Genomic DNA, 24,588 nt, shown 5'->3' with positions numbered 1-24,588 from the left:
ATTACTTGTAACTGCGGGTGGCGAGCTTGATGTTTTCGTAAACGAGCGGCTCCTTGTGCAAGGCTGGGGCAACATCGTCGCCCTTATACTCCCACACTCCTACGAATGCGAAATTATCGTCGTCACGCTTGGCCTCACCGTCGTCGGTTTGGTGCTCTGCGCGGAAGTGACCACCACAGGACTCTTCTCGCATGAGTGCATCGCGACAAAGGATTTCGCCGAACTCCATAAAATCAGCCACGCGACCAGCACGCTCGAGCTCGGGGTTCAGACTGTCGGCATCGCCCACAACCTTCAGATTGGACCAGAACTCTTTGCGTAAGGCTTGAATCTCTTCAATCGCTTCAGTCAGACTCTCCTTGGTGCGGGACATGCCGCACTTCTCCCACATAATGTTACCGAGACGCTTATGGAAAGAACGTGGCGACTCAGTGCCACCGATCGACATCAGCTTATCAATGCGCGACTTCACATCGGCTTCTACTTCGGCAAATGCGGGGTGATCGGTCGTTACCTTACCCGCAGCGGCCACACCTTGTTCACCGAGGTAGTTGCCAACCGTGTAAGGCAAGACGAAATAACCATCCGCGAGGCCTTGCATCAGCGCCGAAGCACCGAGGCGATTGGCTCCGTGATCGGAGAAATTAGCCTCACCGCCGACAAACATACCGGGGATGGTGGACTGCAAATTGTAATCGACCCAAAGCCCGCCCATGGTATAGTGCACGGCTGGGAAAATCATCATCGGTGTTTCGTATGGATTATCACCGGTGATGCATTGATACATTTCAAAGAGATTACCATAGCGCTCTTCGATCGCCTTTTGGCCATCACGCTTGATTGCATCGCGGAAGTCGAGGAAGACCCCGAGTCCTGTAGTCGCCACCCCACGACCGTCGTCGCAAGCCTCCTTGGCAGCACGCGAGGAAATATCGCGCGGGGCCAGGTTACCGAAGCTTGGGTATTTACGCTCCAGGTAGTAATCGCGCTCTTCATCAGGCACAGCGTTGGGATCGAGCTTACCTTCGCGAATCTTCTTGGCAGTCTCCTTATCCTTAGGCGCCCACACACGACCATCATTCCGCAGCGACTCCGACATCAGCGTCAACTTCGACTGCTGATCACCGTGAACCGGAATACAGGTGGGGTGAATTTGCGTGTAGCATGGGTTGGCCATACCGGCACCACGGCGATAGGCGCGATGCGCAGCCGTCACATTACAGCCCTGAGCATTTGTGGAGAGGAAGAACACATTACCATATCCACCGGTTGCCAAGACAACGGCATCGCCCGCATGGCGGGAAATTTCGCCCGTCACCATGTTGCGCACAATCACACCCTTGGCATGACCGTCGACCTTGACCACATCCAGCATCTCATGGCGATTATACATCTTCACCTTGCCGAGGCCGATCTGCTTACTCAGCGCAGAATAAGCGCCCAGTAACAACTGCTGCCCCGTTTGACCGCGGGCATAAAAAGTGCGGGACACTTGCGCACCACCGAAAGAGCGATTCGCCAAGTATCCACCATATTCGCGGGCGAAAGGAACACCGTTGGCGACGCACTGGTCAATAATGTCAGAAGACACTTCTGCCAGACGATACACATTGGCCTCACGAGCGCGGTAGTCGCCGCCCTTCACCGTGTCGTAGAAGAGACGATGCACACTGTCACCGTCGTTCTGATAATTCTTGGAAGCATTAATCCCCCCCTGTGCAGCAATACTGTGCGCACGGCGTGGACTGTCCTGATAGCAGAAGCAAGAGACGTTGTAGCCCTGCTCAGCGAGACTGGCAGCCGCAGCGCCACCAGCGAGACCGGAACCGACTACAATCACGTTGTATTTACGTCGATTGGCCGGATTGACCAGCTTCATGTTAAACTTGTGGCTCGTCCACTTCTGTGCGAGTGGGCCTTCGGGAATTTTGGAATCGAGATTCATTGTTCGGCGTTCCTATTTGTGAAGTGTTTCAGTGATCTCGGCAGCGGCAGAGGCGACCGGCAAACCACCGGTCGGGTCCTTCTTAAGCAGACCCGCCATAGTCGCGATTGGTATAATCGCAAAGCCAAGAAAAACGACCCAACCATATACCAATGCGACGCGGTCCAAGCGTTTGCGCCAAAGTGAGTTGCGAAGCCCGACACTTTGAAACATGCTGCTCACCCCATGAGTCAGGTGCATGCAAAGCAAGCCAGTGGCAATGATGTAGAAGGCTGAGACCCACCAGACTTTGAAGCCTGCCACCATCATGTCATTCACGTTAAAAGTCATCACGACGTGGCCATTCTTAGTGACCGCTTCGCCGTGCTTCACTAGCGGCACTTCCGAAGGTTCAATCACGCCCGGCTCGTTATACTGCATGCTCGGGACATTGCGGACAGTAAAGTGCGCGATGTGGAAAACGATAAAGGCCAGCAGGATAATGCCACTCATACGCATGGTGCGCGATGAATAGCTGGCTTGCACCACCTTGTCATCGTCGTAGCGATCCGGGCGCGCCTTGCGATTATCCAAGGTCAGCGTCACCGCCGCCCAGATATGCACCGCGATGCTGCCCAACAGGAAGATCCGAATCCCCCAGAGTGCGGCGGCTGGCAACAAGTGATGCAACTTGTATGCATACGCATTGATCACCTCGGCTCCGAGGAAGATCTGTAAATTACCTAGCATGTGCCCCATTACAAAGAGCACGAGCACAAGGCCTGTTAACGCCATCAAGATCTTACGACCGATGGTGGATTTTATAAAACTACATAATGAGCACATAATATTAATGTCGGGAGCTATTAACAAAGGTAATGTTGCAACTGAGATCGGGAGCCTTTTCAAACACTGAGCAAATTGCAACTCATCTATTAGAGAAGATAGATCGATAAATTAGCTAAGCTTTGAAAAAATGCCCCTCAAACAGCAACACGCACTTCTAAAGACCGACAAGGCCCCACTGTCCACCTTAAAATTAAATATTCTTATCAGGACGCCACCCTGGTAGCAGTTAAACTAATCCGAACAACTTCTTTCAATCAAAGCTTGGAAAATGTTTGCCATGCGTGAAGGCCAAAGAATTGAATGCGTCGGCGAAGGCGGTCCCAAATCCCGCATCCTTCATTTATTTTATCAAAACCATCTAAATCAGCAAAGTTCGAACACATGAAATACATTTTCGTAACAGGCGGCGTCGTCTCCTCGCTAGGCAAAGGACTCACCTCCGCAGCACTGGGCGCCCTACTCGAACAGCGCGGCTTAAAAGTTAGGCTCCAAAAGTTCGATCCTTACCTAAACGTCGACCCCGGCACCATGAGCCCCTTTCAACATGGCGAGGTATATGTCTCAACGATGGCGCGGAGACCGACCTCGACCTGGGGCACTACGAGCGCTTCACATCTGGAGAGCTGTCCCGCCTCAACAATCTAACCTCAGGCAAGGTCTATGAAACAGTCCTCGCCAAGGAACGTCGCGGCGACTACCTCGGCGCGACGGTACAAGTGATCCCCCATGTCACCAACGTCATCAAGGAACGGATCTATCAAGGTGGCGGTAACGATGTCGACGTGCTCATCACAGAGCTCGGAGGCACGATCGGCGACATCGAAGGTCTCCCCTTCCTCGAAGCCATGCGCCAATTCGCACTCGAAGTCGGACGTGATGATGTGCTCTTCCTACACTGCACCTTACTGCCCTACCTAAAAGCTGCCGGCGAACTCAAGACCAAGCCCAGTCAACAATCTGTCGCTAAACTGCGCGAAATCGGCATTCAGGCAGACATCCTAGTGTGCCGCACCGAAGAGCCCATGACCAATGAAATGCGTCAAAAGCTCTCCCTGTTCTGTAACGTGCCGATGCGGGCGGTGATCGAAGAGATGGATGTCGAAACCTCCATTTACGAACTCCCCCTAGCGCTCAAAGCTGAGAAAATCGACGATCTGGTCATCGACCACCTCAAACTCGACGCCCCCGACAGTGACATGAAGGTCTGGCACGATGTCGTACGCCGGCTCAAAGCGCCCAGTCACAAGGTTGAAATCGGCGTCGTCGGCAAATACATCGAACTACAAGACGCCTACAAGTCTGTCTACGAATCCATTATCCACGCCGGCATCGCAAACGACACCAACGTGCGCATCGTACGCTTGGACGCGGAAATCATCGAAAACGATCCCGCTAAATATCTTTCCACACTCGATGGCATCCTCATCCCCGGCGGCTTCGGCGACCGTGGCACCGAGGGCAAAATTGCAGCAGCCCAGTTCGCACGAGAAAATAACATTCCCTACTTTGGGCTCTGCCTAGGCATGCAGATCGCAGTCATCGAATTTGCCCGTAACGTAGCCAAACTGGAAGGGGCCAACAGCACTGAGTTTGATCCAAAATCAACTCACCCTGTGATCGACATCATGGAGGATCAAAAAGACCTCACAACCAAAGGCGGTAATATGCGCCTAGGCGCTTGCCCCTGTGAGCTCGCAGACGACAGCTTCAGCTTCCACGCTTACGGCGCAAAGCTCATCCACGAACGCCACCGCCACCGTTACGAATTTAACAACGCATATCGCGACCAACTAGTCGAGGCCGGCTTACGTATCGGTGGAGTCAATCCAGAGCGCGACCTCGTCGAAATCGTCGAGATTCCCGACCACCCATGGTATGTCGCCGTTCAATTCCACCCGGAATTCAAGTCCAAGCCCAATGCAGCGCACCCACTCTTCGCCAACTTCATCGCCTCGGCGCTGAAGTATAAAAAGTAGTCGGATTGGCTTCGCGGCCCGCCATCGCTTAGACTGGCTGAGGCTGGCTTAAACTGAACGCAAAGCTTGGGCAACAAAGCGTTCCGCTGCTTCGCGCAATTTAACTTCAGGCAAAGCACCACTGGAGAGGCGTGCACAATTCCAAGGTGTACCACTGGCAAAACACAAATCTCCAGGCACATAGAGCACGCCCTGTTCGATGCAATTCTGGCAAAACGCACTCTCCATCCTCAAATCCATCTCCGCAGGCGCACGCAGCCAGAGAATCAACCCACCTTTCGGTGCGGCCCACTGCCAACCGGCATCACGCAAACCACCTGCAAGCAATGCAGAATCGAGAATGCGTGCCTTGCGCGCATAGTGCTGCTGTATTCCAGCAAGATGCTGAGGATACAATCCAGCGTCGAGCACACGCTCAATAATAGCTTGAGCAAAATGTGGTGAACCGAAGTCCTGATGCCCCTTAATACAAAGCATCTTCTCCTTCCACTCCTCATGCGTGCAATAACCGTAACCGACTTTTAACCCCGTAGCAAACGGCTTCGTATAAGTGCCCAAATACAGTTTAGGAAAAGGGTCAAACTCCGGCATACTGATAATCGACGCGGCCGGATGCGGGGCATCAAAATATAGATCGCGATACGCCGCATCTTCGATCACGGGGATCGGATAGCCCTCCCGCAGCAAGACATCTGCCACCGCCCGCTTCTCATCCGCAGCCAGGGAGCGACTGCTCGGATTACAAAAATAGCTGACTAAATAGATGGCCTTCACCTTAGACCGCTCTCCAGCCGTATCCAGTTCCCGCAAACACTCCGCCAGCCCATCCACCAGAATGCCGCCTTCTGCATCGCATGGTATCCCCACCGGACGCAGGCCCAGTCCCTTCAACATTTCCAAACACACAAAGTAGCTCGGATCTTCCACCAACACAATATCCCCCGGATCGCAAAGTGCTTGTACAGCAAGGTAGAGCGCCTGCTGAGAGCCATTAGTAATAAACATTGCGGCAGGATCAAATACCCCAGCCCGCTCCCCCGGATGCGCTTCAATCGCGGCACAAGATAGCTCACGCAGACGCTGCCGCCCTTGATTCTGCCCATATTGCAATGGTTCATCAGCGGAGGTAGACGCAGTCAGCTCTGTCGCAAAACGCCCCACCAACTCACGCGGAAGCACTGCATTGTCAGTAAAACCAGCCGCCAGAGAAAGGAGGTCTGGATTCGCCAATGCGCGCGCCATTAAATCAACGATCACCGGCGAAGCGATTTCGCGCCCTTGCCGGGAAAAGGATATGGGGGTCTCTGAATTAGCCATTATAAGGGAATTGCATTTGATCTCTAGAGTGATCCGATATTGTAAAAGGGAAGCGTGCCGACTCAATTCGCGCCCCACAAGCAAATGATTGCCAATGTTTCCATCCTCCTAGTTGCCAGCCTGTGTATCGTCTACGCCGGCATCAATGCCTATGCAGTCATCCGCGCCAACGATTTGATCTTTCCCGCACCGGCTAGCAGTTACCAAGACGACGCAAGCATCCTCAAGCTGCAAACCAAAGACGGCCAAACGATTTCGGCCTACTACTTGGAATCCCCCGGCAGCGAACGCATATTGCTCTACAGCCACGGCAATGGCGAAGACATCGGCACCGCGCGTCCCTTTCTGCAAGCATTTCAAGCGCAAGGCATCTCCGTTTTCGCCTACGACTACCCTGGCTACGGCACCAGCAGCAGCGGGCCCAGCGAAGCAGCATGCTACGCTGCCATTGAGGCCAGCTTTAAATATGTAGCCAGCACGCTCGGCTATAGTCCGGATCAAATCACACTCTACGGCCGCTCGCTCGGCAGCGGCCCCTCCACCTGGCTGGCCGAACGCACCAACGTAGCCGGCCTGATCCTAGATGGCGCTTTTACATCAACATTCCGAGTTATGACTTCAGTCAAGCTGCTCCCATGGGACCGATTTGACAACTACGCTCGCCTGCCTCATCTCAAATGCCCGATCCTCATCATACATGGCACCAACGACCGCATCGTTCCTTTCAGTCACGCTCTAAAAAATTGGCGCGCCCTGACAGGCCCCAAATACAAGCTATTCGTTAAAGACGCTGGACACGGAAGTCGAATCGATATGGCTGGAGCCGATTACTGGAACATAACCATCCCATTCATAAAAGGAGAACTACAATGACGCAACGCGCACTCATCATCCTACACCCTGGCTTCGAAGAAATGGAAGCCGTCGCTCCCATCGACCTACTGTCACGCGCCGGAGTCGAAGTCACTCAGGCCTCCACCTCCGATTCATTGCTCTTACGAGGCCGTAGCGGCATCACCCTGCAAGCAACTCACCGATTGGCAGACGCCGCGACAGAAGACTATGACGTCATCATCCTGCCCGGCGGCCCCGGCATCATGCAACTACGTGACGATTCCCGTATCGTCGAATGCCTTCAGCGCCACCACCAAGCTGGCAAACTCATCGCCTGCATCTGCGCAGCCCCCTTACTATTACTCGACGCTGGGATGATTCAAAACATCGCCTACACCGCGCACCCGAGCACAGTGAACGAGCTCAGCGCAGCCAGCCAAGAAGCCGTCGTCTCAAATAACACAATCATCACCTCTCGCGGAGCCGGCACTGCAACAGAATTTGCATTAGCCATCGTCCAGCACCTATGCGGCCAAGATCGCGCAAATGAGATCGCCGAATCCATCTGCTGGTCGCATACATTTTAATTCATCGCTCGCCCATTTAGCCTTGCAAGATCCAAGCCCCATCCTCCCCCGCGACAAGCTGCTACGCGATAGTTTCACACCCGCTGAAGCAACACTCTTCGGCATAGTCCTCATCATGTCCTGCATGGTCGCTTGGCTCGGAGACCCACGCTCCTTCTGGCTACTCGGCAGCCTACTCATCATAGGTTGCCTAACTCCGGTCATCTTAAAGACACACGAGCATACACACCCCTTCTTCGTCGATCTACTGTGGCCTAAATTCTGGATCTGCTCCGCACCAGCCTGGGCATTGGCCCTGCAATTTGTAATCGGACTCACACAAAACCCAATGAGTACGATCCATATTGGCGACTTGGTTTACCACACCATCGACCCGATCCAGCTGTGGCGTCCAATCTCAGCCGCCGACAGTTCCGCTTGGTTAACTATTTTTGCCTACTGTGCCACCTACCTGATGCTCACCTCGCTCTACATAGTACCCAAATCACGCTCATTTTTCGAACGTCTCTTTCCCTGGCTGTGCCTGGGGGCCGTTCTCGTCGGCGTATTCGGCTACATACAAAAAGGGCTCGGACTCACCAAACCACTCTTCACAACAGGCACTGGAGCCAACGACTTTTTCGCCTTTTTCCCCTACGACGGACACTGGGCTGCCTTTGCCTCACTCTGGTGCTGTGCCTGCATTGCGATGACCTTACTCTCAACCCGCTACGACGACAATCCAGGCTTCATCAATTCGAACGGTCCCTGGTATCTAACCGGAGGCACCCTCTTAGGGGCCACCGGGTTCCTCGTCCAGGCGCCGCTCCCCGCAGCTATTTTGCTACTCACGCTCTCGGCCATGCTACTCATCGTTGCAGTCGAATTCATAGCAAACTCCAAAGACCCGCACCACAAGTCCATTGCCCTCTGCAGTGGACTCACCGCTTGCCTCAGTTTCGCAGGTGGCATCTTTCGCTGCTTTCAAGACAACACCTTAAACGCCGACGCCACATCATTACGTATTGCTGCCATTGATATGTTTAAGGACAGCCCCATCTTTGGATGGGGAATCGACAGCTACGAAAAGCTACTCCCCTTTTACAGCAGCGACATGCTACTGGGCCAACGCTCTGAACGTGCCGCCTCCGATTTACTTCAATTTTTAGCCGAGTTCGGCCTCTTTGGCTTAGTGCTCACCTTCAGCTATCTAGCCGCATTTATCATTCGCTACCTGCGCGGCCCACGCAATGTCCGCTTAAGCAATCACCTGTTCATTGGCTGTGGGTCCGTCGGACTACTCGCACTATGCGACACCCCCTTCATGTCGCCGGCGGTCTTCTTCAGCTTTTTAGTTATTTTCTTCAGTGCCTTGCGTTGGGCCGATATCAGCCGTAGTAAAGTGGATGAAGTCGATGCCTCTCGCCCCAAGCTAGTGACACCTGAAAGCCAACGACGCCTCCCCTTCTTTAATCAACAATACACGGAAAAAGAAAAATGAGCCAAACACACTTTGATTATATCGTCATCGGCGGAGGCAGCGGTGGCTATGCAGCTGCACGCACCGCACGTGAAACACGCGAGCACGTCGCCATCATCGATGGAGCCGAGACACTCGGTGGCCTATGCATACTCCGTGGCTGCATGCCTTCGAAAACTTTAATCTATTCCGCCGAAGTGCTACATCTAGCGCAACAAGGTGAAAAATTCGGCCTCCAGATACCGACAGCGAAAGCCGATATGCCCGCGCTCCATCAACGCAAACTCGACACCATCGAGGAGTTTTCCGAATACCGTCAGGAGCAACTCCAGAGCGAGCGCTTCACTCTCTTTCGCAATCACGCAAAATTCATCGACGCCCAAACGATTCAACTCGACGACGGCACCCGCCTGACCGCCAATCACTTTATGATTGCGACTGGCTCAACCGTATCCGTCCCCCCGATACCAGGCCTCGCAGAAGTGCCCTACTGGACCAGCGACGATGTGCTCGAACTCGATTTCCTGCCCCAAAAAATTATCGTGCTGGGTGGCGGTATCGTAGCCTGCGAACTAGCACAATTTCTACGCCGCATCGGCAGCGAAGTCATCCAAATTCAACGCAGCCCCCACATCCTCAAAGAAATGTCGCCCGAAGCCGCCAGCGTAATAGAACAAGCCTTTCGCGACGAAGGCATCCAGCTGTACACAGACACCGCGCTCACATCAGTGCAGCATCAAAACGGCAGCTTCACAGTCAATTTTGAACACAAAGGCCAAGCAATCTCCGTGCGTGCGCCGCATCTCCTCAACGCTCTAGGACGTCGTCCGGCCACAGATGGTCTGGGGCTCAAAGCAGCAGGAATCAGCACCCTACACAGCGGACACATCAATTGTAACGCCATGCAGCAAACCAGCAACCCGCGTGTCTACGCCTGCGGCGATGTCGCCGGCCCGCACGAAATCGTGCACGTGGCCATTATGCAGGGCGAAACAGCAGCCAAACATGCCACAGGCCGCGCCGCCGAACGCGTCGATTACGACAGCCTCTGTGGCGTAGTCTTTACCGATCCGCAAATCGGCAGCGTCGGCCTAAACGAAAACCAACTCAAAGAGCGAGGCATTGAATATTTAAGCGCCGACTACCCCTTCGATGACCATGGCAAATCCATTCTAATGGAGGCCAAATACGGCTACGTAAAAGTCCTGGCCGACAAGAATACCGGCGTAGTCCTCGGCGCGGAATGCGTCAGCAAAGACGGCGGTGAGCTCATTCACGGCATGGCCATCGCCGTCACATTAAAAGCCCGCGTGCACGACCTGCTCAAGGTGCACTGGTATCACCCCACTCTCAGCGAAATCTGGAGCTACCCACTCGAGGACATAGCAGACGAGCTTTAGACCTCTCCGCAGATACCAGACTCACCTATACCCCGCTAGAGCTTCAACATAAATACATTCAAATTATTCCTTGAGTGCTTAATCTTATGTATGCTTGTCCCCTGCGCGGTTTTCACAGTCACTTCGTAATCTCCATAAAACCCGCGAAACTTATTGGCGGCCCCTTCAGTGTATTCAAAACTCGGGTTCGTCTGCCACTCTTCCTGAATCAAGCGCTTCAGCACCTTGTAGGCGGGCTTGGGAGTCATATCATAATTAACTAGCCCTGCACGACCTACATTTTCTCCTGCAGTTTCATCTCCGAGAGGTGCATACGCCGCTGTATTATCAACCATGTTCCACCAGACAATTCCGTTCATCGCAGCATGACTGAACCAGAGGCGATAGAGCTTATCTGTAAGAATCTCTTGGAACGCATCGCCATCTCCTAGATCTTTACTACTAATCAAGCTGATTTCCGAAATATTGAGCGGAACTCCGAGACGACCATAGAGATCAAAGCTATCTAAAAGATTCTTCTGGTTCAAAAATCTAAAAGCATTGTAAAGCACATTGGTAAACATATGCAACTGAAGCCCCAACGCGTCGACCTTGTAGCCTTGCTCAATCAAAGATTTCACCAATAGATAAACAGGACTATAGCTACGGCTATAACGATACCAGATACGATCATCGTTATAGGTCTTAATTCCATTCGGAAAAAACTTCGCTGCGAGCTCAAAGGCATACTCCAAATGATTCTCTGGCATATGAGCTCTCTTTTGATTGAGAGTGAGTGTTTGCACTTCGTTACATACATCCCATATATTAATACGATGTGCATAGCGTTCTGAAATGGCCTGAAAACGACGACGAATGTGCCTTCTCATCTCCATCTCCTCGCACCCCAACCACTCCGGACGAAAATTGTGCCAAAGCAAAGGATGCGCTTTAGGCGTGATGCCCTTCTCTTCACAGAAGTCCAAGACCAAGTCAGGCGGCGGGCGGCGGTAAATGAAAGGACTATTTTTATCAAAGCGCATCTTCCCTTCTTCAGGCTCTAAGTCCGCCCAATAGAAGGGCACTACCGCAAGGTTGAAAACATCACTAAAGAGTTCACGATACTGCGCGTTTTTCTCTGCTTCAGGCAGTTGGTCCAATAGGAAGGCATTACACCCGAAGTGAAACTCATGCTTCATTTGACGCATTGAAACACTCGCGTGTTCAACCGGTTCCCCCTCCTTGTCGACCAACTTGATTTCGCCCCACCCTTTACGGTGTTGCTCAATACCAGTTTCAATACGATGCTCGATCTCAGGATCATCCACCAAGAGGTGCTTGAGCATCGATTGAGCTTTTTCAGTAAATGCGGGTGATTTCATCATGATATTATTAAAAATTGAGATTGATATAGAAATTAGTAGAAAGCGTGTGCTGAAGTCTTCGCTACTGAACAGGCCCATCGGTGCGAAACGGAACCATAGGAAGTCCCGCCTGATTGTAGAAAGGTGCCTCTGGATTATCCGCCCATGCGTAGCGAACTGCGACTGGCTGAGGCACACGTGATGCACTCAAACGAACCTGATTGCCATCGACTTGCACATCCGCCCAAACGAATTTCCCATCCTCACCACAAAGGGCGAATCCGGCGGGCTGAGATCCATGATAAAACAAGCCACCTTCGGCATGATCAAAGCTCAGAATAACTTCAGCACCCACAATTTCCATCTTAGAGAAAGTAGGACCATTTGCCACTACGTCTCGGTCGTATGCAATTGCTTCAGCGACCAAACCAAGCCGCTTCCCAACGTCTTGCTTATTCTTAGGATGAATGTCTTTAGCATCACCGATATCAATCGTCACCGCGATGCCTGTCTTCGGATCCTTTGCCGCAGTCATACTCTGAGCCTCACGTAGTTCCGCCCAGGCACTTTCAACTGGCCAAGATTTGCGTGCGTTGAAGTTTGCTAGTTGAACAATCAGAAATGGAAAGTCACGTTGCCAGCGATGCCGCCAATCTCCAATCAATGTTGGTAAAAGCTTATGATACTGCGCAGTGCGATCGACATTGGATTCTCCCTGATACCAGATCACTCCAGTCATCGCATACGGAATTAAAGGTGCCAGCATCTGATTATACAAAACTGTCGGCTGCCTAGGATTACTGGGGTCGTCGAGGGGCTTAATGGGCAGGACGTATTGAGGTTGAATCTTCCACTCCCCTGCGAGAGAGATACGATCCGATGCGGATGCATCGACTGGAGCTAGGTACATCTTATCGGCAGTGGCTCCCCAAAGGCCTCCTTCGCCCGCAATGTCAATAGCTCTAATCGCAATCACGTTTGCCCCCACATTTACAAATTCTGCATCCACATGATATTCACGTGGCTTCCACCAAGAATTCGGATCCTCGTTCTTTTGAATATTACCTGTCATCCCGACCCGATGACCATTAAACCAAGTCACGTCGACCTCATCGACAGGACCTAAATGCAGCATTAAATCCTGACCTGCCCATGATGCAGGAATATCGACCGTCTTACGCAACCAAACCATACCATCGAGACCGGGAAAGTTTTGTTCCCAATTCCCTGGCACTAACATCGTGCCCCAATGGGAATCGTCTAGATTGGGTCGCACCCATGCAGCCGCAGCTAAAAAATTGTCTTCGAGCTCATAAAGCACGGGAAAAGAAGCCTCATACTCGCGCATGGCTTGCTCATATGCGGCGACTCTGGATGCTAATCGACTCTGCTTCAGCGCTTTAATTTCTTCGGAAAACTCGGGCAAATGAAGTTCTAAAGCTTCAGCGCTCGTATAGGCTTCAGCCACAATCCCTCCCCAGCAACTTGCAATCAAGCCAACAGGACGCTGCAATTCGCCCATAAGATGACGTCCAAAATAATAGGCAACAGCTGAAAAACCTTTTACGGTTTCAGGCGAGCACACCACCCACTCCCCCTGCAAATCTGACTGCGGTTGATAAGCAACCTGCTTCTGTACCTTGAAGAGTCGCATCTGCGGATAATCCGCGGCCGCAATCGCTTGATCTGCATTGGCGGTTTTACTCAAAGGCCACTCCATATTTGACTGCCCAGAGCAGACCCATACATCGCCAACAATGACATCCTCAAACCTCACCTCGTCCCCTGAAGTGGAGACGACCGTAAACTGACGACCTTGCTCGGATGATGGCAACATTCCTAAATCAACTCGCCACTGGCCATTCACATCGACGATGGCATCCACCGATTGCCCTGCAAAAGAGACCGTCACGGTCTCGCCGCGATCTCCCCATCCCCAAACGGGAACGCTCTCTTGCTGCTGCAAGACCATGTGTGAACCGAAGATTGAGGGCAGCCTCAACTCTGCATGAAGCTTCGCACTAAGCACTAGCAAACCTACAAGCAGAATAACGGATGGATATCGACGTGACTCCAATAACATAAAGAAAAATCCCAGATGTATCCTAATTTCCCTTACAGTGGTTTACACAGCGCGAGCAGATTATCGACATGCGCCGTCGCAAGCGCGACAGAGGTATCTGCAGCACCATAGTATATTTTGACCTCTCCATCGTCTTCCAAAATCATGCCTCCGGGAAAAATCACTTCTCCGCGAAAGCCGTCGATTTCATAAGAAGTATCGGGAGAAAGGAGAGGCTCACGCGCTAAACCAATCACCTTTTGTGGATCATTAATATCCAGTAGCATCAATCCTGCATAATAAGCCTTATTCCAAACCTGATCCCCCCAGGCTTTGAGCGGTCGACTCTCATCCTTATAAACTGCGTGAATGGTAGTCAACCAACCTGCCTGAGTGCGTATTGGTGGCGCCGCGGGACCAATTTTACAATTGGAGTAAGGCACCTCTTCGCTGCCTAGGACAAGCCTACTATCACCCCAGAATTTCAAATCGGGCGAACAGGACGACCAAATGTCGAATGCCTCTCCCCCACCCCGTCCATACACTGGAAAAGGACGCTCTAAGCGGTAATAGTGATCATTGATCTTCTCCGGAAACAACACCATGTTACGATTATCCGGCGTAGAAATGCTCATCAATTCGAACGATTTAAAATCTTCCGTAGTCAGCATCGCTCCAATCACGCCGTGCTTGGTGTCCATTGCGGTGCATACACAAATCAGCCCGTCAATCACACTAATGCGGGGATCATAAATTCGCCCAATTTCCTCCAGGCCATAGCGTTCGGCATGGCTATGACGGAATGCTTCGCGTGCCTGTTCTGCGGTGATCGCGGGTTCGGGATCGAAGATCCAATCCACTCCATTCGAGCTACGGGCCAAGCCTAAGTTAGTACCACCAAAGGTCGCACCTGAGATATAATCGTAGTCGTTACGAAAAAGCATCAGGTATTCACCATTGAGCTTAGTCACGCCTGCGTTAAAAACGCAGCCTGCTGGGTATGGAACCTGTTCCGCCCGTAAGATCGGATTTCCGGAATACTTCTGAATGAGCATGTCGATTGATTATTATCCTAAAAAATAAGTTGAACCGTTAATGGACGTTAATGAACGTGAATTTTAATAGCATACACAGATGGTATCAAACTGCTGATTCAGCGTGTATTAAGTGTGAACCATCTGGGCACAATGGCCCCTTTCCGACAGACAAGTGCTACTTCGCTGTGGACAGTCTACCAGAGTCAACGAACGCACATCTAATCATACGATGCTGTCCGTAGGGGGAAAAAACTTTCTGCTATTTTATCTTCAGCGATCTAGCGATGACGATTGAAACGCTTTCTGGTGCTTACCGCTGCAAGCGAAAGAAACGCCAAGATCGCACTTGAATGCATTGGCTCTGGAATTGCAGAGAAACTTAGAACGCCACTACCTCCGTCCGCATTCAAAGCAGCAATCCAATTATCAGTATCATAACCAACGATGTCTAAGCCAGAAACCGAACCCGAATCAAACCCAGCAAAGATCGAGTAGGTAATCGCGTAATCAACGACGGTATCCCCCAAATCGAGAATACCACCAGTAATGGTAAAAGTGCCCGTGCCACCGCCAATGATTTGATCGGAAGCGCCCCCTGCTGCAGCAAGAGTCACCGATAATGTTCCGTCAGTGAACGAAAAATTTTCGTTGTTACCCAACGTGTAGCTACCGATGTCATTACCACGAGTTGTCAACTGTCCTCCTGCTAGCGTCAGAGCACCGCCAATGTTGACATTTGCCACTGTGGAATCCAGTTCACCGCCATTCACAATGACATCCGCTCCCTGGCCCGACGAATACGTCTCACCTAAAGCATTTTCATGAGCAGCGATCAGCTTGCCATTTTCAACTGTGGTCGAACCGGAATACGTATTCGCCGCGCTGAGTGTCCATTCACCACTGCCATCTTTGACCACAGAAGTCACTTTGTTCCAAGCTGAGTCTGTCACCTCCCCCTGCAGCGCGTTCCCAGTGGTGTCCCCTGTCAACGTAAGCGTTTTCAAATTCACATTGGAATGTACAATATCTGCAGTTAGGATTAATGCTCCAGTGGCACCCGTGGTATCAATTTTCGCACCTCCGACAGTACCCGCCATATCAATCACTTTACTGCTGGTCTCGCCACTCCCAATATAATTCAAGGTCCCCGTAGAACTAGACCGTCCCAATAAAATATCTCCGGTACCGTAATTGCCGGCCGCGCCCGCATTTCCGAGAACAGAGACCTCAATTGTGCCGGCGCCGACCCAAGTGTTCCCACCATAGGTATTCATGCCAGAAAAACTCACAGTTCCCTGCTGACCACCGCTATTAATTTCTACCAACCGTGCATTGTCCGTAGTTGAAACTCCTCCGCTTAAATCCAGAAGCCCACCAGTAGCTTGGTTGACTCCATAATTACCAGTATCTTTGTCGAAAATCACCGGTGCCGAAATAGTAGTGGTGCCCGCAACACTGCTAGTAATGCCTCCAGTGCTTAACGTAAAGGAAGGAGAAGAACTACTCACAACATAACCAGCTCCGTTAAAAGTTAAACTTTGTGTTTCAACCGATGCACTTAAATTGGGCTGATACACTGGAGTCCCATTAAATGAAACCCAATCAGCGTCAGTAGGCACCGAGCCTCCCCCCCAATTAGAGTCAGTATTAAAGTCGCTTCCGGAATTTGCCCAGCTCCGGCCAGCCGCATTCACATTACTTGCCGTAAAAACGAAGATTGTAGATAAAACCGCTAGGTTCAGGGGAGCAGTCGCACGACGAGTCAACGATCGAGAGATCAAACGAGGATAGAGATTTTGATTCATATGGTATATTGGGGAGGTGAATATTTTGCTACGTGAGGAAGCTAGGTAATTAACCTAAACTTACTAAAACTAATTGATGAGCTTTCACATAAAATTGACGACAACTTTAACATTAAACGCGTTTAACACAGCCGAAATCCGTATAACAAATATGAACTCGCACAGACTTCACCACCGATGCTCAAATCAGATTACGCACAGTCTGACCTTCTACCCAATCCCCCTCAATCAAAGTCGCCATTGCGGACTCAGAAAGCCCCCTTTCATTCCTCAAATTCTCGGCAACAACCACATTTATGGCCGTAGCTCCAATTAGCATTCGATTTTGAAGAATGCCACTACAATCTGACTTGCTCGGGCTCACATCCAGATGAACAAATCCAACTTGCGCAGGCACTCGAAACCCCGCTCTCTCGACCCAGCTCTGCACGCGATAATTTCCACATAAAACTACATCCGGCTTATGATCACGAATCCAATGAGAAAAAGTCGCTTCATCAGATTCACTGCAAACCAGTGGACTAATCCGATCACACGAATCCAAACGCTGCTGAGCCAAGAGATAGGCTGCCACATAGCGATGCGATGTCATTTCGTCTAAAAACGGACGTATGCACAATCCTGGTCTTCTATAACCGAGACTTCGAACTTTCTCCATCGCTAAAGCCATATTCTGGTAATGGTCTGAGCTCACGTGATGCAAGCGGGGAGAATGCGTCGCACTACCAGCCGAAACGAGGGAATACTTAGACCAATCGATCCCCAATAATTCACTAAGATCGCTAAGGTGATGGACGATCAACCCAGAAATATTACGGCTAGCCAGGATCTGCTCCAAGCGATGTGGCCCAATCCCTTCTTCTCGATACGGGATCTCCTCAAGCGCATACCCTAAAGCCGCAGCACGCGCTTTTGCACTGCGAAAAATATCGGCCGGTGCATCCCAGGGTGCTTCGGTAATAGTACCGAGCCTAGTCGGTGTTATGAATGCAAGCGAAGCAACGAAAGTTACCTTTTTGCGCGTCGCACGTTGATGCGACATCAAAGACGAAATCATCGGATTCACTCGATACCCACAATCAATCGCAATTCGTTGCACTCGCTTTCTCGTTCCTTCGGATATCCGAGGATTGTTACGCAAAGCTAACGACACTGTAGCTGGGGATACTTTCGCGAGTTGCGCAATATCTCGTATGGTCAATTCAGGCATGTTGTGCATCAAAACTAAACGCGTTTAGCACAGATAGTCTAGTAAAATTCAATTGATAACGTCACACCTTAAACATAATTCAAAAGCTCCTGCCATTCAGCCAACAAGTATTGCTGAATGCATCGAATCCTATCGCCTCTAAAAACTTATAACTCATTCCCCAAGTAAGTCATCCCCGACTAGTGCCCCCAATATACGTGAATAAGTACCAAGCTTCTATCCGCAAAGGCTTTACCCTGATCGAATTATTAGCCGCGATCAGTATTATAGCCATACTGGTCACACTCATAATTCCCACTATTAGTAAAATCAAAAAAACATCCGATTCGACGCGATGTCTTTCCAATTTGCGCACAATTCAGTTCGCAATGATTCAACACTCGACTGAAAACAATGGAAATCTGCTGCGCTGGGTCCACGCTGGATACTGGTTCGACAATTTAATTTGGGGAGAATACCTCCCTGCCCCCACGCAAAAACAAAATCCATTTGAATGCGAATCGAATGAAATCAACACCTTTGCGATGACTGTCAACGGAATCAAATACCCGATGCAGTATGCCATCAATTCCGTCGATAAAAACCACTCCTACGACGGTCGTTATGGCCCATCATACACTTCAAGAGTAGATCGCGACGAAGAAGGGAACGCGACTTATGTTCCAAACAAAAACATCGCCATAGAAAACCCAGCGCAGACTATAGGTATTTGCGACGGCAACACTTGGCTGGTACGCAACAATTATGCTAATGTCGGCATCGGCGTACATTCTGGCGCCATGAATGCGGCGTTCTGGGATGGCCACGTAGAACAAATCCCCGAAGAAGAACTCACCGTCATTGAAGATTTCCCGGTCCCCGTCCTGCCAACCAATGATATTCGTTTTGCGATAACGAAGTCAGCTCGATAGCCGAAAACGAACGCCCAAAAGAAAAAGAAACTTATACGCTAATTCAGCCCTAAAAATGAGACCTTCCTACATGCAGACAAAGCCTAGCATAGACCCTGAATTAAAATTACGCAGCGAACGCGTCGCAGAATGGTATGCACCGAGTCGATTCGGCCTTTTTTATCACTGGGGCATGTTCACTGGGGATGGTGACTCTGGAGCGAACGAATCCAACAGGCCTTTGTATTATGATAGCATTGAGGCAATGGAAGCGGACGCTGGCGATCCCGATGAAGTGGCCAAACGTTTAGTAAAGACTGCGACAAAAACTGGCGCCAAATACATTATCTATACAGTGTTCCATACCTGCGACCGCTTTGCCATTATGTATCCGACGGCTTTAGACGCATTTGTCTACCGCAGTTCAGTCGATTACGTGGGTGCCCTAATACAAGAGGCACGAAAATGTGACGTCAAAGTCATCCTCTACCTACCAGGTGCAGATCCGATGCATCATATCCATTCCAAAGGAGGCCCTTGGCTGAACGAAGGCGTCCGCGACAAGGCGTCGTACGCGCAAATGCTAGAGGATGTCGTCACCGAGCTTTGGCAACTTCATGGCGATGCGATTGCCGGCTTTTGGCTGGATGGCATGATGCCTGAAACACTAAAACTGCCCGCTTATATTCACTCGCTGTCCCAGCATCTGATTGTGACGATCAACAATGAAGTACTGCATAATATCTCAGAGACCGACATGGGAACGACAGAGTTCTTAACGGGGCCATGCGATCCGCCTTACAACCGTCCGTCAGGCTTAATCAAAGCGCATCCTAAATTCGGGCATATCTTGCCTCCCAAGCGCGACTACAATGAAGACATCCCAACCTGCAACGGCTGGTGGCATCAAAGGAATGCACCTTTTCAAGATAAGATCAGCGCACTCCCCTACCCCAAGGAGCCCCACTTCTGGGTCAAAGAAATGGTTTCCTCACTTGGGCAAAGAGGCATCTGGAATTATGTCATGGGCATCGGTCCCCTAATCACAGGCGAAGTGCCACCTGCGTATCAGGAGATGATGGATGCCATGCAACGCTTCATGTCCTGGGGCAGTGAGTCGATTTACGACACCGTCGGTGGTGAGATCTCAGGTTTCCAACCTGGCTGGTGGAACAATGGCTCTTTTGGCTCCGTAACCGTCTCCACAAAAGACCCGCGCATATCCTACCTACACATCACGACTGCGCCCTCCACTTCAATACTTAGAGTGCCGCATAATGGAGTCGAAGTGGCTTCGGTCACCGACCTTCGCACTAAGCGGGAACTCAAATTCAAAGCTCTGGGATGCTTGGACGTCGAAGATATTGATTGGTCCGAATTCGATGAGTTCGGGCACATCGTGTTAAAGGTCGTTTGCTCGTAAATTGCGGGCAATTCCCCCGGAACGTGACTATCTAAACTCCAGCTGTCCCATATCCTCGGGCTTGGAAAAACTCATTCCTCCCAGCACATCAATCCACTGCCGCCGTGTTTTCTTTCCATCAGCTGTAGAGTCGATGTTATTGATCATCAGGCCGAAGCCCATGTAATTTCTACTTGGCGCAGCCTCAAGGCCTAGAGCCACATGCTGCCATGGGATGGAAATCTCGTAAACTGTTTCATCTCCTGAGCGAACAATGGCGCGCGACAGATCCTGCTCAGACACGATCCCGGCCGAAAAGGCGTCTCCCATGTCTCTGTAAACATTCAAGTGTCCATGAACGGAATTACGACCAATATTCAGCTTTTGCCAATTTTTCCTGTCCGGATTATCTGGATCAACTGCGAGAGCAATCTGGATCGAATCAGCGTGCCAAAGCCCCTGTGGCGATTCAGTCTGGCGATGTTCTACATCATTTAATTGAACCGCGATATAAAGATTTTTGTCATCGTACCGGACGGCGACGCGCGGGTCCATACGTTCGGCGAGTTCTGGGAACCTTTTGTTTTCATAACGCTGAAAGTCCTCTAATAGCCAGTCATCGAGTTGCCCATCAATGGTAAGGGCGGACACTGCTCTATGAGCGGTCAAAATCTTCCGCGGAGAACTGAGACTAAGCTCGCAAAGGGCTCCTCGCGCATCGCGATAAGACAAACGAAGCCCTTCAGAGACATCCAAGTTACGAACGGGAAAAGCTACTTTCAGATCTTGCCCCCCCTCCAGCTCAACTTGCTTTTCTGCAACGACAGTCTCACCAGTTAATAAACGAAGCCCCCCCTCACTCGTTTCAGCACGGGCATTACTAAGGAGAACTTCCAGTTGCCCGGGTGCCACATCTTTCAGCTGTTTCATCTGCACCACGGGGTTCACATCCACGACGATCGTCTGAAGAAGTTCCTCCGTCTTAGCATCAACGAGCTTAACTAACATTGGCCCAACCGAAGCATCCTCAGGGACTCTCATGACACCTGCATGCATTCCTTCGACGCGCCATGTCCCCGCGACAAATGCAGCCGCACGGATCTCGCGCCCCGCAATCTCTGGCAGTCGCACATCTTCACCGGGTAGCGTCTTGATAGTCGTGCCATCAGCATGCCCCATAGGAAGTATCGCAGCATCAAGTCCACGTATCCAAACTGGTATGCTATCAAGACTGAGCTCAACAACACCATCTTCCAGTTCTAAGGATTCTGGATTCCCCATCGGATCGAGCCCAATAGGCTGCGTGCCCGCTCCAACGGGGACGGCGACATCACGCGCTTCTCCATCCTCAGACCAAAGGCACATCACATATTCGCCATCACGGTCAAACGCGTAGCCCAACACCCCTGCTCCCAGGTAGTCGATACGCCCGAGTGAGCGGGTGCCTTCGAGCATACGTGTCGCAGTCGCCGCTGCCATGAAAACTGGTTTCGGAGCCACCTTCGTGGCTCCAAATTTATTCGTCTCCAGCCTGAGATTATATAGTAAGCCCTTGCCTGACTTCCCATGGTCAGCGGTATAAAAGAAGAAAGTGGCATCCACCCCTTCCCCCAGCGTAACGAGGTGACCACGCATAAATTCGGCGGTTTCAGCCCGTAGCGCATTTGGATCTTCTTCAGGTGTCTTACGCCAGCCGACGCCCCACTCTGTGTTGATTATTTTAGCATCGGCGCCGACATACTCGCGGGTCATCTCAACCACCTCCTTCATGTCGTCTGGTAATTCCTGCTTTCCTTGCTGAGAGATGTAGTACGTATGGATTAAAACCCCGTCTAAATAATTGCCGAGTCCTATTTTGAATTGGCGACGCAGCAGTTTATTGCCCGTTTTTAACACTCCGGAATTAGGCCCCAACAGTAAGCCATCAGGATCATTTTCATGAACCGCCTCGTAAGCCGCTTTATACATGGCAACGAAATCTTCATCCGAGCCCTTCCAATGCCAATCCGGCTCCCAACTGATCTGATAATAATTGTGAGCCATATTAGGGAACAGCGTGTTGCGGCGAACCACCTGTTCACGCACTACCTGAGCGATCATATCCTTGTATTCAGAAAAATCTCTGGGTGGAAATCGCTGGCCAGCCTGCGTATTGTTACCATCGGTCTTCGCACCAGGTGGCACCTCTCTCTGCCAGACAGGAAGGCTATGCATATCGACTAGGATCGCGCACCCCGCATCCGCATCATAATGCGAACTACGCAAAAACACCTCAGGATCCAAACGAGCTTGGAAAGAGTCTGGGCCATCTGGAAAAAGCCATGCTAAATGACGATTTAGATACACCCAACGTGCTCCCAGCAAGGGGTAGATCGGCATCAGGGGGTTGCGATTCCCCACCTTGCCTTCCAAATCTTCAGTCAGCAAAAAGTTGGTCCCCTGCGCACCAAAACGTGAATCATCCACGTGCTCCAAGGGTAAGGCTTCCAGATCAGGCAATACGCCGTAGGCCAAGATACCCGCGCGACGAGTGCCCTCACGCGGCACAGTTACTTTAGATTTTTCCAATTCCAAATGAACTTCAAAGTAGCCGGCTCCATAGTCTTGGGCTTGTATCCTTGTTTCCCATTTTCCATCCCCTGCAGGCACCTTGATGGCCCCCTGATCTCGCTCTTGTCCGAGATAGTCCGTCACAACCCAGCGTAGCACATCCTCCTCACTACGATTGCCAGTCAAGGTCAGAATCAATTCAACAGTGTCGTCAGCTTGAAAGATGGCCCAACGTTCATTCTCGGAGAAAGAGGCCGACAATTGAGCTGATTGGGCCGCATTGAGTGACTGAATCTGTCCAGTCAGCAAGGTAAGCAATAAAAGGTGAATGAAAATACGTGTCATGTCAGAGAGTCGTTTCGAATATGAAATAAAAATAAGGGATCGATTAATTGGACTGGATCGTCTCAAGAATCAGCTGATGGCGAACTGGTCGAAGCTGCGAGCGTGCAACAGTCCGGAGGGCTGCATCTTGAGAAACCACTAAGCCACGCAGACCATCGACATAGGCGTCCGCCCCAGAGAGCTTCGATAATTTTTGCAGGGCCCCCATGCCTGCTTTGACGGTGTCCACCTCGAATTTCTGCTGCTCGTAAATAGACTTAGTGACTTGATTATACGCCTGCTTAAAGGGACTCTCAGAAAAATCCGCCGCCAGATTCACGCCGTCAGCCAATTGCTTAGAGGTATAGATACGACTATTTCGCCCCCATGTAACACGCACTTCAGCAGGTGCGTTTTCAACGATCAGTAGATAACGATTCAGCTCCTGATTAAAGGGTAAAAAAGCGGACATCGCAAAGCTTCCGGTGCTATCAGCACTACCGTCTAAACAAAACGGGTAGCGGCTGGACTCAACCTCCAACTGACCATTTTCAAAGTTCAAGATTTCATGCGCGTCCGAGCCCCAGGCACGCTGCTTTTCCCAATCCACCCTAAGTGTGCCAATGTCGCCATCGACTCCCAGGGCCTTCAGAAAAGCATAAGTCATCGCTAGATGGCCGTTATGGTTTGGATGAATCCCGTCATTCGCAATTCGATAGTCCTCCCCGAGCGCCTCCTTTGCTTTCAGCATCGACTCCATCATCACAGAGTAAACATCTGCAAAGAGCACCTCTTCACTAGCCGCCACAGCGCGTGCAATCTCAGCCAACTCTGCCAAGGTGTGATTATACACCTCAGCCGAAACACGACCTTTATAGGTCGCGGGGTCCACCACTCCCGGCGAGCCCACCACGATGACGCGAACATTCGCAGCCTTGAGTTGACGCACAGCATCAGTCAAAGATTCGCGGTAACGAGTTCGAATCTCATCGCTGATGGCTGAAGAGTTGCCATCGTTCATGCCATAGCAAAGCGTCACTACACTAGGATTGAAAGGTAAGACATGGCTCTCAATACGGCGACCAAAACCATCGGCCCGCTCGCCGCCCCAACCCAATTGCATCGCACTCAAGTTCAATTGCGGCTGACACATCATCAAATACTGTTCCAAGTATACCGAATAGCGTCGCTGCTCCGTGATAGAGTCGCCACATACAGCCACAAAATCACCGTCCGAAAGAATTGTTTTAGCCTTTAACGCCGGTTGTGCGAATAAGCAAATAACCAATGAGGTAAATAAAGAAGAAAAGGGATTTTTCATTAACATATATTTTCATACAGCTATGAGATCACAGCGAATAATCTTCCACACATTCTTATGTTAACGCGTTCAACAGCCATCACAGTCGAACGACACGTGACTCCAACAAACGACTCGATCCAGCAAGAAAATGATGCTTGCCATTTATTTAAAAGGCCGTCTTTGTCCCGCGTTTTCCGGCAGATGCGCAAACTAGCGCAGTGCCAACTTGTTTCGGTCCGTCATCGATGAGCGGTTGATTTAAGCTAAATACAACTGTCATCGATTGCTCCCGCGCCTGCAATATTTCAAATGGCGC

16 protein-coding genes and 1 pseudogene are annotated in these 24,588 nt (G+C 50.9%); 7 read left to right on the top strand and 10 right to left on the bottom strand.

What is annotated here, in order from left to right; all coding sequences use genetic code 11:
• Position 1: 1 nt before the first annotated feature.
• Entirely contained in the window at positions 2-1,945 is a 1,944-nt protein-coding gene (locus tag SH580_RS16685; protein WP_319831967.1) for a fumarate reductase/succinate dehydrogenase flavoprotein subunit, read from the bottom strand.
• Positions 1,946-1,957: 12 nt separating this feature from the next.
• On the bottom strand, positions 1,958-2,770 hold the full coding sequence (locus tag SH580_RS16680) for a succinate dehydrogenase cytochrome b subunit (RefSeq protein ID WP_319831966.1): 813 nt from the start codon (positions 2,768-2,770) through the stop codon (positions 1,958-1,960).
• 384 nt (positions 2,771-3,154) lie between these two features.
• Between SH580_RS16680 and pyrG the strand changes: the two are divergent.
• Positions 3,155-4,749, top strand: a pseudogene (pyrG, locus tag SH580_RS16675) (CTP synthase).
• A 48-nt stretch (positions 4,750-4,797) separates the two neighbouring features.
• On the opposite strand, the gene SH580_RS16670 reads toward pyrG, so the two are convergent.
• A complete protein-coding gene (locus SH580_RS16670; protein ID WP_319831965.1) occupies positions 4,798-6,066 on the bottom strand; it encodes an aminotransferase-like domain-containing protein in 1,269 nt (422 codons plus the stop codon).
• A gap of 54 nt (positions 6,067-6,120) precedes the next feature.
• Here SH580_RS16670 and SH580_RS16665 point away from each other — a divergent pair, with 54 nt between their 5' ends.
• Genes SH580_RS16665 through SH580_RS16650 form a run of 4 tightly spaced genes read left to right on the top strand, consistent with a single transcriptional unit; the run spans position 6,121 to position 10,346 of the window.
• Entirely contained in the window at positions 6,121-6,939 is an 819-nt protein-coding gene (locus SH580_RS16665; RefSeq protein ID WP_319831964.1) for an alpha/beta hydrolase, read from the top strand.
• Complete coding sequence (locus SH580_RS16660) at positions 6,936-7,487, top strand: DJ-1 family glyoxalase III (RefSeq protein WP_319831963.1); 552 nt, start codon at positions 6,936-6,938, stop codon at positions 7,485-7,487. Before SH580_RS16665 ends, SH580_RS16660 begins: the two co-directional genes overlap by 4 nt.
• Before the next feature lie 22 nt (positions 7,488-7,509).
• Positions 7,510-8,967, top strand: coding sequence for an O-antigen ligase family protein (locus SH580_RS16655; RefSeq protein ID WP_319831962.1), 1,458 nt, complete (start codon positions 7,510-7,512; stop codon positions 8,965-8,967).
• A complete protein-coding gene (locus tag SH580_RS16650; RefSeq protein WP_319831961.1) occupies positions 8,964-10,346 on the top strand; it encodes a dihydrolipoyl dehydrogenase family protein in 1,383 nt (460 codons plus the stop codon). Before SH580_RS16655 ends, SH580_RS16650 begins: the two co-directional genes overlap by 4 nt.
• A 35-nt stretch (positions 10,347-10,381) precedes the next feature.
• Here SH580_RS16650 and SH580_RS16645 read toward each other — a convergent pair whose 3' ends face one another.
• The 5 genes from SH580_RS16645 to SH580_RS16625 all read right to left on the bottom strand — a co-directional run bounded on the left by SH580_RS16645 (position 10,382) and on the right by SH580_RS16625 (position 17,803).
• Complete coding sequence (locus tag SH580_RS16645) at positions 10,382-11,710, bottom strand: endo-1,4-beta-xylanase (RefSeq protein ID WP_319831960.1); 1,329 nt, start codon at positions 11,708-11,710, stop codon at positions 10,382-10,384.
• A gap of 61 nt (positions 11,711-11,771) precedes the next feature.
• Complete coding sequence (locus SH580_RS16640) at positions 11,772-13,661, bottom strand: sialate O-acetylesterase (protein ID WP_319831959.1); 1,890 nt, start codon at positions 13,659-13,661, stop codon at positions 11,772-11,774.
• A 143-nt stretch (positions 13,662-13,804) separates the two neighbouring features.
• On the bottom strand, positions 13,805-14,806 hold the full coding sequence (locus tag SH580_RS16635) for a glycoside hydrolase family 130 protein (RefSeq protein ID WP_319831958.1): 1,002 nt from the start codon (positions 14,804-14,806) through the stop codon (positions 13,805-13,807).
• A 260-nt stretch (positions 14,807-15,066) separates the two neighbouring features.
• Positions 15,067-16,593 (bottom strand): autotransporter-associated beta strand repeat-containing protein, encoded by a 1,527-nt coding sequence (locus SH580_RS16630; RefSeq protein ID WP_319831957.1) that lies wholly within the window; start codon positions 16,591-16,593, stop codon positions 15,067-15,069.
• Positions 16,594-16,774: 181 nt separating this feature from the next.
• A complete protein-coding gene (locus SH580_RS16625; protein WP_319831956.1) occupies positions 16,775-17,803 on the bottom strand; it encodes a LacI family DNA-binding transcriptional regulator in 1,029 nt (342 codons plus the stop codon).
• A gap of 197 nt (positions 17,804-18,000) precedes the next feature.
• Between SH580_RS16625 and SH580_RS16620 the strand changes: the two genes are divergently transcribed.
• Together SH580_RS16620 and SH580_RS16615 are read left to right on the top strand one after the other, a co-directional pair.
• Positions 18,001-18,714: a prepilin-type N-terminal cleavage/methylation domain-containing protein gene (locus tag SH580_RS16620; RefSeq protein WP_319831955.1), complete on the top strand. Its 714-nt coding sequence runs from the start codon at positions 18,001-18,003 to the stop codon at positions 18,712-18,714.
• Positions 18,715-18,769: 55 nt separating this feature from the next.
• Positions 18,770-20,116, top strand: a complete 1,347-nt coding sequence (locus tag SH580_RS16615) for an alpha-L-fucosidase (protein WP_319831954.1) — start codon at positions 18,770-18,772, stop codon at positions 20,114-20,116.
• Positions 20,117-20,143: 27 nt separating this feature from the next.
• On the opposite strand, the gene SH580_RS16610 is transcribed toward SH580_RS16615, so the two are convergent.
• Together SH580_RS16610 and SH580_RS16605 are read right to left on the bottom strand one after the other, a co-directional pair.
• Positions 20,144-22,990 carry a sugar-binding protein gene (locus SH580_RS16610; RefSeq protein ID WP_319831953.1) on the bottom strand — a complete coding sequence of 949 codons (2,847 nt, stop codon included), beginning with the start codon at positions 22,988-22,990 and terminating at the stop codon, positions 20,144-20,146.
• Between the two features lie 43 nt (positions 22,991-23,033).
• Positions 23,034-24,290 carry an SGNH/GDSL hydrolase family protein gene (locus SH580_RS16605; protein ID WP_319831952.1) on the bottom strand — a complete coding sequence of 419 codons (1,257 nt, stop codon included), beginning with the start codon at positions 24,288-24,290 and terminating at the stop codon, positions 23,034-23,036.
• Positions 24,291-24,588 lie beyond the last annotated feature (298 nt).

The organism is Coraliomargarita algicola (assembly GCF_033878955.1).
In the GTDB taxonomy this organism is placed as follows: domain Bacteria; phylum Verrucomicrobiota; class Verrucomicrobiia; order Opitutales; family Coraliomargaritaceae; genus Thalassobacterium; species Thalassobacterium algicola.
Note: the sequence above shows the minus strand (reverse complement) of the source record. Positions and strands in the feature narration are given on the sequence as shown.

Excerpts from the sequence above, each read along its gene's own strand:
- SH580_RS16650 (WP_319831961.1), top strand. The coding sequence starts at position 8,964 with ATGAGCCAAACACACTTTGATTATATCGTCATCGGCGGAGGCAGCGGT.
- SH580_RS16615 (WP_319831954.1), top strand. The coding sequence starts at position 18,770 with ATGAGACCTTCCTACATGCAGACAAAGCCTAGCATAGACCCTGAATTA.
- SH580_RS16660 (WP_319831963.1), top strand. The coding sequence starts at position 6,936 with ATGACGCAACGCGCACTCATCATCCTACACCCTGGCTTCGAAGAAATG.
- SH580_RS16610 (WP_319831953.1), bottom strand. The coding sequence starts at position 22,990 with ATGACACGTATTTTCATTCACCTTTTATTGCTTACCTTGCTGACTGGA.
- SH580_RS16605 (WP_319831952.1), bottom strand. The coding sequence starts at position 24,290 with ATGAAAAATCCCTTTTCTTCTTTATTTACCTCATTGGTTATTTGCTTA.
- SH580_RS16630 (WP_319831957.1), bottom strand. The coding sequence starts at position 16,593 with ATGAATCAAAATCTCTATCCTCGTTTGATCTCTCGATCGTTGACTCGT.
- SH580_RS16640 (WP_319831959.1), bottom strand. The coding sequence starts at position 13,661 with ATGGTCTTGCAGCAGCAAGAGAGCGTTCCCGTTTGGGGATGGGGAGAT.
- SH580_RS16635 (WP_319831958.1), bottom strand. The coding sequence starts at position 14,806 with ATGCTCATTCAGAAGTATTCCGGAAATCCGATCTTACGGGCGGAACAG.
- SH580_RS16685 (WP_319831967.1), bottom strand. The coding sequence starts at position 1,945 with ATGAATCTCGATTCCAAAATTCCCGAAGGCCCACTCGCACAGAAGTGG.
- SH580_RS16645 (WP_319831960.1), bottom strand. The coding sequence starts at position 11,710 with ATGATGAAATCACCCGCATTTACTGAAAAAGCTCAATCGATGCTCAAG.
- SH580_RS16670 (WP_319831965.1), bottom strand. The coding sequence starts at position 6,066 with ATGGCTAATTCAGAGACCCCCATATCCTTTTCCCGGCAAGGGCGCGAA.
- SH580_RS16625 (WP_319831956.1), bottom strand. The coding sequence starts at position 17,803 with ATGCCTGAATTGACCATACGAGATATTGCGCAACTCGCGAAAGTATCC.
- SH580_RS16680 (WP_319831966.1), bottom strand. The coding sequence starts at position 2,770 with ATGTGCTCATTATGTAGTTTTATAAAATCCACCATCGGTCGTAAGATC.